The sequence below is a fragment of the Gilvimarinus polysaccharolyticus genome, from assembly GCF_001187555.1.
Lineage (GTDB): Bacteria > Pseudomonadota > Gammaproteobacteria > Pseudomonadales > Cellvibrionaceae > Gilvimarinus > Gilvimarinus polysaccharolyticus.
This window is the reverse complement of record NZ_LFIJ01000002.1, coordinates 1,345,792-1,358,787: the sequence shown is the minus strand read 5'-3', so window position 1 is coordinate 1,358,787 and position 12,996 is coordinate 1,345,792. Positions and strand designations below refer to the sequence as shown.

The window sequence follows — 12,996 nt, the reverse complement described above, 5'->3', positions numbered from 1 at the left end:
TGGCTGCGCATTATAGCCATCTCACCAGTTAAATCACAGGGCTACGCGGCAACGATAGGCTACTTTTTGTGCAAATTTGTTGGCATTTAGTCAGAATATGCTATTCTTCGCGCCCCCTGGTGACTGGTGACAGCTGCCAGCACCCAGTTTAGGTATATCATCGAGGCACTATGATCGGCAAACCCATTTATAAGGTCATCTTTCACAATCAAGAACAGGTGTACGAAATCTTCGCCCGCGCTATTTATCAAAGCGAGATGTACGGCTTTATCGAAATAGAAGAGCTTGTTTTTGGCGAGCGTAGCCAACTGCTGGTAGACCCTGGCGAAGAAAAGCTCAAAAGCGAGTTTTCGGGTGTTAAGCGCTCATATATTCCTATGCACGCCATCATTCGTATCGACGAGGTCGAAAAAGAAGGCGAAGCCAAGGTGCACGAATCAAAAGGCGCGAACGTAACCCCCTTTCCTTACGGCGGCATGATTCCCAGCGGCGATTAACGCTAAGCAACACCGTTTAAATTGCAAGGACATCGTTAAATAGTGGGTGTTTTTACCCAGCCCAGCGCTGTTTTAATGCTCATCTCATAGCTAAATTCAGGTTTTACCCGCCGGTGATTTACTCGCCGGCGCCTTTGCCTTAGTCTCTTCTATTGACATAACAACTGTGGAGACAGCCGTGCAAACAAGCCCCATGAATTACGACATTGCCATTATAGGTGCCGGCATCAGTGGCGCGGGTGTGGCGCAAGCGGCAGCAGCGGCGGGCTATAAAGTTTTGCTGCTCGAGCAGACGGCGATTGCCTGCGCCACCTCACGCAGCTCCAGTAAATTAATTCATGGCGGTTTACGCTACCTCGAAAGTGCGCAGTTCTCGCTAGTGCGAGAATCGCTACACGAGCGCGCCTTACTGTTAAAGTTAGCGCCAGAGCTGGTCAAACTCGCACCTCTGCACATTCCTGTGTATCAAGATTCACAGCGCTCGCCGCTTATGATTACCGCGGGCCTAAGTCTGTACCGGCTACTGAGCGGCTTTGATGCCAGTACACGCTTCTCTCGCCTAACCAAAAGCCAATGGCCAGAGCTTGACGGTATTAGAACCGACCACCTGAAAACAGTGTTTCGCTACCAAGAAGCACAAACCGATGACCGCGCGCTAACCGCTGCAGTGGTGCAATCGGCCACACAATTAGGTGCTGAGCTTGCCATGCCGGCCACTTTTATCGGCGCCGAAACCGCCCCCGACTACTGCGACCTACGCTATCGGCTTAACGGCCGCGAACAACAAGCGCGGGTGGCCATGTTAGTTAACTGCGCTGGCCCCTGGGCGAGTGATCTAAACCGCCTGATAACCCCCACCCCCACACTACCCGAGGTAGAGCTAATCCAAGGGGCGCACTTATTATTGCCGCCAGTATTACAGCACCACTACTACCTAGAGTCACCCAGTGATGGCCGCGCCGTATTTGCCCTACCCTGGCAAGGCAAGTTGCTACTGGGCACGACCGAGACACCTCACACAGGAGATCCAAACGAGGCACACTGCCATCCCCACGAGGCGCACTACTTATTAAACGTACTTAAACATTACTTTCCCGAACTGCATGTTTTGCCCAGCAGCGCCGATAGCTTTGCCGGCTTACGGGTGCTGCCTAGCGCCAGCGGAAATGCCTTTGGCCGCAGCCGAGAATCCATTATGGAACTTGGCCCAAATCAACATAACCGCGTATTAACCTTAATGGGCGGCAAACTGACCACCTACCGTGCCACCGCCGAGCAGGCACTGCGGCGCATGATGCCACAATTGCCGGAGCGCAAGCCGCAGGCAGACACCCGCACGCTAACACTTACCCCCGCAAACTGACGCTAGCAGCGTCAGTTGCAATTTGCGCCTTGGTGCCCAGACAGATCTCGCACATTGCGGTATGATTATCGTCCAATGCAGCTCGGCCATAACCAAGCGTATGGCCTTTAATCGCATAAAAATAAATGTCCGATAACACAGAATATCCAACAACGGTTCAAGCTTCTGTTATGCGCTCACTCCTAAAACACCACCTTACCCATATTTATTTATTGTTGCTGCTGGTCGTATCGGCCGCTGTTTACGTTACCGGCTACGGCCAACCCAACGCTCTCTTTTGGGATGAGAATTACCATATCGCATCAGCCGAAAAGTATATCGACGGGGTGATGTATATGGAACCGCACCCACCGCTGGGCAAATTGCTTATGGCCGCCAGCGAACAGTTATTGGGGGCAAACGCCGATAAAGACAAATCAAAATTCACCCACACCGATTATGTCCGCGATAACGACATGCCTGACGGCGGCATCAGTTATTATGGTTTCCGCCTGCCCTCCACCGTGCTGATGGCGCTATCGGTGCTGTTTATGTTTGGCATTATTAGGCGCACCAGCAAAAACCCTCATATTGCGTTAGCTTTTTGCTGCTTTTTGATTTTTGACAACGCCTTGGTGATTCACGCTCGCTCGGCCATGCTTGAGGGAATTCAATTATTTTTTATTTTGGCGGCCATTTATTACACTGTCCGCATTGTCACCACCAAACCGCGCATAACACTTACTCAGTACGCATTATTGGGCACATTAATCGGCCTTGCTGTCGCCGTTAAAATCAATGCACTGGTATTACTGTTGCTGTTTGTTTTGGTTTACGGTGTCGATCAGTGGCAAGCGATTAAAACCTTTAATATTGCCGCGCTGCTTAAGCGTTTAGCCACAACAGTACCCTCGGGTGTTGTACCACTTGGAGTTAGTTTTTTGGCCGTGTTTTATATCCATATTGGTCTTGGGCAAACAATATCACCTCACAAAAATTACAGTGCTAGCAGTGAATACCAACAACTCATTAAAGACGGCCGCAGCTGGGCACCCAGTACTTTTTTCGTAGCTCTGCAAGACAACCTAAAATATATGTCTAATTATGCCGATGGCGTGCCGCGTTTAGATGTGTGCAAAGCTGGCGAGAACGGCAGCGCCGCCATCGGTTGGCCACTAGCGTCCAAAACCATTAATTACCGTTGGTCTAAGCGCACGGTCGATGACACAACCTATGTACGCTACCACAACTTAGTGGCTAACCCCGTAGTATGGTTTGGCGTACTGGCCGGTATCATTTTATCTATCGGGTTAATCATCAGCCGTTTTATTTACAACAACCCCGTCAAAGACACCGCTTTGTTTTACTGGATTTGCGGATTTACCAGTCTGTATGTCAGCTACATGGTCGCCATTTTACAAATTGAGCGGGTCATGTACATGTATCACTATTTGGTGCCACTGGTGTTCGGCATCATTAACCTTGCCCTGGTGTTTAGTTATATTTTTCGCGAGCAACTACTGGCATCCAGCCGCCACACCTACATCAATTTAGGCGTGTTAGTGGCATTTACTATTGGTGTTTTTTATGTCTTCGCGCCTTTCACCTATAGCTGGGAATTAACCGAGGCGCAGTTTGAAATACGAGACTGGTTTGATTACTGGAAATTGCAGGTGGTGCGCTAATGCTAAAAAATACGATTTTCTCCTGCATTCTGATGGCGCTGATCATACTTACTGTCAATAAGTTAATTCCGCCATCGGTCGAGCCGATACTGGCTCTCACACTCAGCAAAAGTGCAGACAAAATTGATCAGATTGATCAGCCCCGAAAAATCTCCGACACCCGAACGCGACTAATCGATCGGGTCGAGCTTAATGCCGGTAATCGGTTTAAACATCCAGTCCTAGGCGTGCTAGGTTGGAGTGAATACTTCTACGCCGACATTAACAGCCAATTTGAGGTCGCTAAAACGTCTCGCTATCGCTTTGAAGTCGGCAGCGACGACGGTTTTCAGTTAGAAATTGATGGCAAAATAATCTGCGAATACAAACGCGACCGCCCATTTCAACACAATACCTGTATGCGCCGACTGACAGATGGCCGACACCAATTAACCCTGCGTTACTTTCAAGGCTATGGCAATGCTGGGCTGACGCTTAAAGCGGCTCCAGACGGGGAGAGCAAATTGAAGTTTTGGGGCGAGCAGATTAAGGGCATTACCTATCAGGCGCCACAGCAATAGCGCCGTGTTAATGTTTTTAACAAATTACAACTGGCTTAAGAGCGTCACTCTGGTTACTTTAAGATCATCGCAAAGCAACCCAAAACCCTCGGAGTGAACTCATGTCCAATCAACTTTTTGCCCGCACAAGCCTTTGCCTAAGCATAAGCGGTGCATTACTCGCGGCAGGCTGCGGCGGCAGTGACAACAATGATCAAGCTCCCGCTGCCCCCACGGCCAGTGCAAATGTAACCCCTCAAACGCTAAGCCTAAGCTGGAACAACGCCAGCCGTGCCGATTATTATCGCGTATTGCAAGACCCTAGCGGCAGCGCTGGCTTTACCGACATCAGCGGCCAGCTACAAACCACAGAATTTACTGCGCCATTGGCGGCTCATCTCACCAACTGGATTGATGGGCGCTTGGTTGTAGAAGCCTGTAATAACAACGGTTGTACCGCCAGTACCGACATTTACTTAGACGATCAGGTGACCGATGCCATCGGCTACTTGAAAGCCGGCTCCGCACAACAAAACGCCACCTTTGGTTTTGCCATGGCAACATCCGCCGACGGTAAGACACTGGCGGTGGGCTCCCCACGTTTTGATATTGCCGAGGACGCCGGCACTAACAGTGGCGCTGTTTTTATTTATCAAGCAAGCGATACAGGCTGGCAACTAAGCCAAACGCTGAACAATCCCGCTCCCGATTTGGGCGAAGGAGATCTATTCGGCTACTCACTCGCGCTCTCCGATGACGGCTTAACTTTAGCTATTGGTGCGCCCTATGAAGACAGTGCTGCAGACTCCTCGGCTGCCGACAACTCAGTCTCCGATGCTGGTGCTGTTTATGTTTATAGCAACACGAACAGCAACTGGCAGCAGCAAGCACTGATCAAAGCTTCCAATGCCGAACAACAAGACTATTTGGGCGTTCGTGTTGCACTATCAGCCGATGGCTCGCGCCTTGCAGCCAGCGCACCTTACGAAGACAGCAATGCATCAGGGGTAAATGGTGATCAAGCTGACAACAGCATTGAACTGGCCGGTGCCGTTTATACCTATCAGCGTAACGGCAGCAACTGGAGCCAACAAGCCTATATCAAACCTAGCACTCCATCTTGGCCCGAATCGGGCTGCTTTGATCCGCGCCCACCAGGCATCGAGTGCTTTTCGGCGACCCCCGCACGCTTTGGTTACGCATTAGCATTTGCCGACGATGGCAATATGCTAGCGGTCGGCTCGCCCGGCGACAACTCAAGCGATGGCGGCATCAATGGTGACGAGACAGATTTTAAAGCCCGCAGCTCTGGCGCTGTGTATATCTTGCGTTACACCGAGGCAGGTTGGGCCCACAACGACTACATCAAGGCTGCCACACCCGGCATCAGTGATGAATTTGGTTTAAGCCTTTCTCTCTCCACCGACGGTACGCGACTGGCTGTTGGCGCACCTTACGAAGATGGTGCCGGCGAGGGGCTGGCCGCCGATGCGACAATTACCGGCGAGACCGACTCGGGAGCGGCTTACCTATTTACTTTTGATGGTCAGTGGCAACAACAGCAATATATAAAAGCCGAGAAAAACGACGAGGACAATCTATTTGGCTGGCAAGTGGCTTTATCTGGCGATGGCAATATTTTAGTGGCCGGAGCCCCTCGAGACGACTCAGATGCACGAGCTATTGGTACCGACTGGGACAACAATCAAGCCCCCAGCGCCGGCGCAGCTTACCTTTATCAGTTCAATGGCAACAGCTGGCAACTAGGCAATTACATTAAAGCCCACAATGCCGCGGCCAACGATACTTTTGGCCGAACCTTAGCGCTGGCGCGAGACGGTCAAACGCTCGCCATTACGGCATCGGGGGAAGACGGCAACGGAACCGGAGTAAACGGCGACAGCAGTAACAACAGCGTCACCGACAGTGGTGCGGTTTATTTATATTAAAACCAATAGTTTATCGAGTATTAACCCAGAGCCCTCTAGGGCTCTGGCAGCCCCTCCCGACATCCTCAACCGGTAACAATTCCGCCCACAAAGCGGTGTTAGCACCACCAAAAACGAAACCGAAGAATTACCCTACAGGTTATCTCAGCGAGCAGATCACGAGCCCTCCGGAACCGACCAACAACAGAGCGGTCATAAGCTCGCTTTTATGGGATACTAGCGGCCTTATTACTACAACGTTTAATCCCGCCTTTACATTGACACATCTGTCAGGGCCGGACAGAATCCCCGCACACGATAAACTTCAGGACTATTGAATGAGTTACGAGCTTCTACACGCGGTTAAAAAACTTAGCCTATTACCTTGTCTACTGGGCGCTTTGGTCTTGGTAGGCTGTGGTAGCGACGACGATGACAACCAATCTGCCAGCTCTAGCAGCTCCAGTAGTAGCTCCAGCAGCAGTTCTAGCAGCAGCTCCAGTAGCGTTATTGGCGTATGGCCAGATATCAATATAGAAGGTGCCGGTGCCGGTACTTTACGTATTTACTGGGACGCAGTAGCCGATGCCAGCTTTTACCGTCTTTATAAAGACCCCGACGGCGCCAGTGGCTTTACTCAGGTGGGCGACAATCTAACCAGCCCCGAGGCATCTGACTCTATCAGTGCTCATTTAGCTCGCTGGCCCGAGGCACGCTACATGGTCGAGGCCTGCAGCGACGCCGACAATTGCAGTAGCTCTAATGAAGCAACCGCAGTAAACGCCATGCTGAGCAGCATCGGCTATCTTAAGGCGTCCAATACCGAAACCAATGACTGGTTTGGCTGGAGTGTCGACTTATCGGATGACGGCAGTACACTGGCTGTGGGTTCGCCCCAAGAAGATTCACAAGCCCAAGGGGCAAATGGCGATCAAACCGACAACAACACTTTTGCCGCAGGAGCCGTCTATGTCTTTGCCCAAACCAATGGCAACTGGCAACAACAAGCTTACCTCAAGGCATCCAATACCGAAGCGCCGTACGAAGATGACAGCGGCAACACCCTAGTACGCGGCCAAGATCGTTTTGGCTATGCAGTATCACTATCGGCCGACGGCAATACCCTCGCCGTAAGCTCTCTGCGCGAGGACAGTAACGCTACCGGCATTAATGGTGATGGGGCCGACAATAGTGCTCTTGACGCCGGTGCGGTGTACTTATTTGAACGCACAAATGGCAACTGGACCCCCACAGATTATGTGAAGGCCTCCAATACCCCAGAGCAAGAGGCGCTCTCTAGCAGCAGTTCTTCTTCCAGCTCGAGCAGTTCGAGCTCATCCAGCAGCACTACCACTACTGCCGGCGATCGCTTTGGCTTTAGCCTCACCTTATCGGGTGATGGCAACACTCTTGCCGTAGGCGCTATAGGTGAAGACAGCAGCGCTGGCGGTATTAATGGTGATGAGAGCATTGATGATCTTACCGCATCTGGCTCATCTGGCGCGGTGTATGTGTTTACTAAAGGCGATGCTAATTGGGCACAACAAGCTTACATTAAAGCCGAAACTCCAGCGGCCGCAGATCAATTTGGCTTCTCAGTGGCTCTCGATTATAACGGCAATACTTTAGCCGTTGGCGCCAGCACCGAAGATCAAGCCGGCAACGGTGTCAACCAAGAGATTCCTTCGACTGATGACGTCCGTCGGAAAGGCGACTCCGGCGCGGTCTTTTTGTTTACCCGCAGCGCCACCACTTGGTCACAATCAGCCTACATCAAGCCCGACTATTCGGTGCGCATTTTTAATATTTCAAGCTATACCACTGACTATAGTCAGCTTCTGTTTGGCACAAGCGTTAGCTTATCGGCCGACGGCAAGCGCCTAGCCGTAGGCGCACCGGGCGACGGCAGCCGCGCCACGGGCATCAATGGCGACCCGGCCGACTACACCGAGGCAGATCCAAACTACTCTAGCGACATGGTGTCTTACTTTAACTCGGGAGCGGCTTACATTTTTGACAACCTGGCCGATGGATGGACCCAAACCACCTATATCAAAGCCTCTAACCCCGACCCCAGTGATGCCTTTGGCAGCACCGTTCGGCTATCGGGTGATGGTCGCTACCTCGCCGTAGGCGCCTACCTCGAAGACAGTGCAAGTCTTGGCATAAACGGCGATGGCAGCAATAACAATATGCTCAACAGCGGTGCCGTGTACCTATTTAATCAAGACGCCGCCGGCGAGTGGGCACAGCTAAGTTACGTCAAAGCACCCGAGAGTGACCCGCAAGACCGTTTGGGACGCTCCCTCGCACTGTCTCATGACGGCTCTCGATTGGCCGCTGGCGCTCATCGCGAATCTGGCGCAGGCACGGGCACAGAAGCAGATCCTAGCGATAACAGCGCTAACGCTGCCGGCGCAGTACGCATTTACTAGTTAAAATAACCGCCCATAAAAAAACCGAGCTTAGGCTCGGTTTTTTTATGGCTGTCTCTGCAGCAAGTAACTTAGAGCGCGGCGAATAATTAACTTTCTAGCCACACATCTCGCACCCAATGCCACACCGACTGCCAAGTCTCATCACCAATCTCGCCATCGCGCCAAAACTGCACCTCGCCTTCAGGGTCTACACAGTAATAATGTCCATTTACCTCACACAATGGCACCAAATGTCGTGGCATACCGCAAGACCAAGCAACTGCGGCCACCTCCGGCAAATAGCTATGAGAGTACGGATCGGCAGCGGTTACCGGCTCCAAAGAGCCGTAGACCACATCGCTGCCATGCAGCAGGTAATCGCGCAGATCCCGCGGCAACGACAGCAGCAGCTCCTCCTCGACGACCACCAAACTGTCTTCATCCGGCAGCTCAAGCGGTACCGGCACGGGGATGTTTTTCTCTCGCAACTCGTCTAAAACTTCTTCCATTGTTATCTCTTTGCTATGGCTTTTTTACGAATCGGCAAGCGGTCAATGCTACCGCCGTTACTCTCACCCGACAAGTGCAAAATGACATACTATATTTAAGAACTAACAACACGTTTATCGCGCCTTAAAGTATTACACTAATCATAATCTACTTAGCATAAAGCACGTCAGGAGTGCCCTATGAAACTTATTATCTGTATTTTGCTGCTCGGCCTACTAACTGCCTGTGGTGGAGCCGCTGATGACGCAGGTGGAGGCAGCTCAGGCGGCAACACCCAAAGCAGCGCAGAAAGCAGTAATCAAGTGAGCAGCCAAGCTAGCCTGCCAGATACAGCCAGCAGTACAAGCAGTGTTAGCAGCCCTACCAATGCCAGTAGCAGCTCGTCATCACAAGCAAGCTCAGTATCCAGCACTGTCGCAAGCAGTAGCTCAAGCACAGCATCTGTCAGCTCATCGACCAGCAGCAGCTTAGTGAGCTCGTCATCTGCGGTTAACAGCAGTCAGTCTAGTTCTAGTATGAGTTCCACTCCTAGCTCTAGCATTGCCTCAAGCTCCACGTCTAGCTCAAGTTCCACATCTAGCTCTAGCTCCACGTCTAGCTCAAGTAGTGGGGGCGCAGCTCCTAACAACATTAAGGCGGGGGGCGGCGACCAACAAGTCCTGCTCGACTGGCAAATCGTAACCGACGCCGATAGCTACCGAGTGTTTTTTGCATCAGAACCCAATATCGACCCACTTAATATTGCCGCCTATGACGATGGCGATTGGCAAACCGCCCCAGCACCGCCTTTTACGGTGAGCGGGCTGACTAACGGCAAAACCTACTATTTTGTAATCGCTGCCATGCAAGCGGGCAATGAAAGCGAGGCCAGCACCGAAGTCCAAGCTACCCCATCGCAACCTGCTACATCACTTAGCGCCAGCGTAGCTGAGACCTTAATGGTCGAGCTGGTCAATCGCGCTCGATTTGACCCCCCGGCTGAAGCCGCGCGTTTTAATATAGACCTCAACGATGACCTCCCCGCAGGAACCCTAACCGGCGAGCAACGGCCACCGCTGGCCTTTAATGAATTGCTGATGAATGCCGCCCGCAGCCACAGCCAATGGATGCTCGACACCAACACGTTCTCGCACACAGGGGCTGGAGGCAATAGCCTTACAGACCGAATATCCGCCGCCGGTTATAGTCTTACGGGGAGCTGGACTGCGGGTGAAAACATCTCGGTAACCGGTTCGATCCCTGCACCAAACCTTGTGAATGCCGCCGTAAGCCAACACCAAGGATTGTTTAAATCGGCCGATCATCGCAAAAATATTCTTAACGCCAGCTTCCGAGAGCTTGGCATTGGTCAACGTGAGGGCGATTTTACGTTTGACTCTGGCACCTACCCCAGCTCGATGATCACGCAAAACTTTGCGCGCCATGGCAGTGGTTATTTTATCTCGGGGGTAGTGTATCGTGATAGCGACAACAACGGCCGTTACAGCGCTGGCGAAGGTCTTGGCGGCATCACCGTTAGCGCTGGTAACGCAAGTGCGGTTACCAGTAACGCCGGTGCCTATAGTATTGCCCGCACTAACGGCAATTATGTCGTCGCCGCATTCGGCACAGGGCTTGATTTGGTAACCAATACGGTCACGGTTGGCAGCGCCAATAAGAAAGTCGATATCGTCGTCACGGGTTCGACCGGCCAACTCAATCAGTGGTGAGACGCAAATATTAACCGAACAGCGACATTTGCTGATCGGTTATCGCCGCCAGCGAATCATCTAGAAAATATAAAATCGAATCGGCCACTGGCGCCAGCTGCCGAGTGCGGTAATGTTCGTAATCTAACTCACTGCGGCGGCCCGACACAGGCTCGGGCCCCTGCACTGTAATAACATAGCTAATCCAGTCACCGCGTTTTAATTCGCCCAGCCCCCACTCTTTTTGTTTTCGTGCCGCCTGCACATGAGGCGGAATATTTTTTTGATAATCATCCAGGCGTCGACGCAAACGTTTCTTATACACCAACTGATCATCACACTGGCCCAGCATTAATGCTTGCACGCACTCTTGTACATAAACCTGATACGGCTCGTCGGCAAAGATACGACGATACAACTCGTTCTGAAAATCGCGCGCCAACCGCGTCCAATCAGTGCGCACCGACTCCAAACCTTTAAACACTAACTTCTCTGCCCCCGCTGGCCCCACTAAACCGGCGTAACGCTTTTTACTGCCTTCATCGGAACCGCGTACGGTGGGCATCAAAAACTTTTTATAATGTATTTCAAACTCGATCTCTAATGCACTTGCTATATCAAACTCGCGCTTTAATTTCTCTTGCCACCAAATATTTAAACCTTGCGCCAAATGCCGGCCAATTGCCGTTACCTTGTCGTCGGCTACCGGAGTATCGGCACAAAGCCACACAAACACCGAATCGGTATCACCGTAAATAACTTTGTAACCCTGCTCCTCGATCCAGCGCTTGCTTGATTGAATAATGTCATGGCCGCGCAAGGTAATAGAGCTGGCCACCCTTGGGTCAAAAAAACGGCAGCCAGTAGAACCTAACACACCATAAAAAGAATTCATGATGATCTTTATGGCGTATGACAACGGCTTATTGTTATCGGCTTTAGCCCGGTCGCGCGCAAGCCACAGCGACTCGATCATATCCGGTAAAATCGCTTTATCACGATCAAACAATGCACCGTTAAAACCATCCACCAATCGTCGCTTGGTCGTCGACTGTTCGGCACACCAAAACGCACAGGGGTCGATATAAAACGTACGGATAATACTTGGGTACAGGCTTTTAAAATCTAACACCAAAACATGATCGTAAATGCCGGGGTCAGAATCCATCACAAAGCCACCGGGACTAACAATATCCGATTTCAACTCACCTAAATTAGGTGCAATAAAACCATTGCGATGCAAGCGCGGCAAATAACTATACTCAAATGCCGCCACCGAACCGCCCATCCGATCAAGTAACAGACCGGTAAGCTGACTGCGCTCTACGGCAAACTCCAGTAATGCTTGGCGTGCAAAAATATCCCACACCAACTGACAGTCTTTTAAATTGTAACGTGCAAGCGCGGCTTTATCCTCTTTAAACAACCGAGTAATATCTTCACCACGGCCCGCGCCGTGCAACAACTTGCCTTCGCCCAAAAGTTTGGCGGCAACATTATCAAGAGCAAAACTATCAAACTGATAGTTCGCTTGCTTTAACAGCTCGATGCCATCAAGAGCTACTCGCCCAGGAATCGACACAAAACGCCGGCCGCCCTCGCCTTTTTCTTGACGCCAATAAGCTCGGGCACCACCACGGCCTAAATCGAGCACTAATTTTAAGCGCGCCGCAATATCGCACAGCACCCATAAATCAAATTGCACCAAGTTCCAGCCAATTAAACCGTCTGGATCTTCACGTTTCAGCCAAGCCATAAAAGCTTGCAGGCAGGCTTTTTCATCGGCGCATTCGACGAGGGTCGTGCCGTCTTCTAACTGCTGACTATGCGCCCGCTCGGCCACCATAAACACGCAGCGCGTTTGAGCGGAGTAAACTCCTATCGAGTAAAGAGTCTTGGCGTCCATGGTAGTTTCGATATCAATCGACGCAAGACGCAAGTTAGGGCGATAATCTGCGGGGATGATTTTAGGGTTATACAGCGAGCGTCGGCTACCGGGAGTCGTATCAATACAAGCGCCGGCCGTGATAAAGCGCTCCATTAAAAATCGCTCTGGGGGGCGAACATCAGCTTCCCAGCAGGGAATGGCATGAGATGTTAAACGCTTTTCGGCTTCGCGAGCACCAGCTATAGTGCGAAAGTAAAACGCCGTAACCGGCTTACCTTCACGGGTTTTAAGCGATAAATCTCGATGACGCCAACCGGTTAGTTGACGCAAAATATCTTGCGCTTGCGAGGACTTTCGGGTGGCCACAAAAAACACAGCTTCTTGTTCGCTAAAGCGGGTGCACACAGCACCCGAGTCAGTCGCCCAATAAAACTCTAGCTCTAGTCCCTGAGGCGTATCACGCCAGCCGCGCGTTAATAAAAAAGCGTTAAGCATCGCGCGC

General features: G+C 51.5%; 9 protein-coding genes. 7 read left to right on the top strand and 2 right to left on the bottom strand.

All coding sequences use genetic code 11. The features are described 5' to 3' along the window. Positions 1-170 precede the first annotated feature (170 nt). The 6 genes from GILYN3_RS14485 to GILYN3_RS14460 all read left to right on the top strand — a co-directional run bounded on the left by GILYN3_RS14485 (position 171) and on the right by GILYN3_RS14460 (position 8,426). The gene (locus tag GILYN3_RS14485) at positions 171-497 is read left to right on the top strand and encodes a DUF1820 family protein (RefSeq protein ID WP_198147364.1); all 327 of its coding nucleotides are present in this window, start codon (positions 171-173) and stop codon (positions 495-497) included. A 178-nt stretch (positions 498-675) separates the two neighbouring features. After that, entirely contained in the window at positions 676-1,860 is a 1,185-nt protein-coding gene (locus tag GILYN3_RS14480) for a glycerol-3-phosphate dehydrogenase/oxidase (RefSeq protein WP_232305605.1), read from the top strand. A 170-nt stretch (positions 1,861-2,030) separates the two neighbouring features. Then, the gene (locus GILYN3_RS14475; RefSeq protein ID WP_049723661.1) at positions 2,031-3,524 is read left to right on the top strand and encodes a phospholipid carrier-dependent glycosyltransferase; all 1,494 of its coding nucleotides are present in this window, start codon (positions 2,031-2,033) and stop codon (positions 3,522-3,524) included. Next, complete coding sequence (locus GILYN3_RS14470) at positions 3,524-4,084, top strand: PA14 domain-containing protein (protein ID WP_049723660.1); 561 nt, start codon at positions 3,524-3,526, stop codon at positions 4,082-4,084. The genes GILYN3_RS14475 and GILYN3_RS14470 overlap by 1 nt, the downstream gene beginning before the upstream one ends. A gap of 101 nt (positions 4,085-4,185) precedes the next feature. Beyond that, positions 4,186-6,012 carry a hypothetical protein gene (locus GILYN3_RS14465; protein WP_049723659.1) on the top strand — a complete coding sequence of 609 codons (1,827 nt, stop codon included), beginning with the start codon at positions 4,186-4,188 and terminating at the stop codon, positions 6,010-6,012. A 317-nt stretch (positions 6,013-6,329) separates the two neighbouring features. After that, the gene (locus GILYN3_RS14460) at positions 6,330-8,426 is read left to right on the top strand and encodes an FG-GAP repeat protein (RefSeq protein ID WP_049723658.1); all 2,097 of its coding nucleotides are present in this window, start codon (positions 6,330-6,332) and stop codon (positions 8,424-8,426) included. Between the two features lie 89 nt (positions 8,427-8,515). On the opposite strand, the gene GILYN3_RS14455 is transcribed toward GILYN3_RS14460, so the two are convergent. Then, complete coding sequence (locus GILYN3_RS14455; RefSeq protein ID WP_049723657.1) at positions 8,516-8,917, bottom strand: SMI1/KNR4 family protein; 402 nt, start codon at positions 8,915-8,917, stop codon at positions 8,516-8,518. Positions 8,918-9,097: 180 nt separating this feature from the next. On the opposite strand from GILYN3_RS14455, the gene GILYN3_RS14450 reads away from it, so the two are divergent. Then, a complete protein-coding gene (locus GILYN3_RS14450) occupies positions 9,098-10,627 on the top strand; it encodes a CAP domain-containing protein (protein WP_049723656.1) in 1,530 nt (509 codons plus the stop codon). A 10-nt stretch (positions 10,628-10,637) separates the two neighbouring features. Here the strand turns inward: GILYN3_RS14450 and GILYN3_RS14445 are convergent, their stop codons facing one another. Then, the gene (locus GILYN3_RS14445) at positions 10,638-12,989 is read right to left on the bottom strand and encodes a DNA polymerase II (RefSeq protein ID WP_049723655.1); all 2,352 of its coding nucleotides are present in this window, start codon (positions 12,987-12,989) and stop codon (positions 10,638-10,640) included. Between the last annotated feature and the right edge of the window lie 7 nt (positions 12,990-12,996).

What these genes read in the sequence shown, in the direction of transcription:
- GILYN3_RS14465 (WP_049723659.1), top strand. Translation starts at nt 4,186, where the DNA reads ATGTCCAATCAACTTTTTGCCCGCACAAGCCTTTGCCTAAGCATAAGC.
- GILYN3_RS14475 (WP_049723661.1), top strand. Translation starts at nt 2,031, where the DNA reads ATGCGCTCACTCCTAAAACACCACCTTACCCATATTTATTTATTGTTG.
- GILYN3_RS14485 (WP_198147364.1), top strand. Translation starts at nt 171, where the DNA reads ATGATCGGCAAACCCATTTATAAGGTCATCTTTCACAATCAAGAACAG.
- GILYN3_RS14445 (WP_049723655.1), bottom strand. Translation starts at nt 12,989, where the DNA reads ATGCTTAACGCTTTTTTATTAACGCGCGGCTGGCGTGATACGCCTCAG.
- GILYN3_RS14455 (WP_049723657.1), bottom strand. Translation starts at nt 8,917, where the DNA reads ATGGAAGAAGTTTTAGACGAGTTGCGAGAGAAAAACATCCCCGTGCCG.
- GILYN3_RS14470 (WP_049723660.1), top strand. Translation starts at nt 3,524, where the DNA reads ATGCTAAAAAATACGATTTTCTCCTGCATTCTGATGGCGCTGATCATA.
- GILYN3_RS14450 (WP_049723656.1), top strand. Translation starts at nt 9,098, where the DNA reads ATGAAACTTATTATCTGTATTTTGCTGCTCGGCCTACTAACTGCCTGT.
- GILYN3_RS14460 (WP_049723658.1), top strand. Translation starts at nt 6,330, where the DNA reads ATGAGTTACGAGCTTCTACACGCGGTTAAAAAACTTAGCCTATTACCT.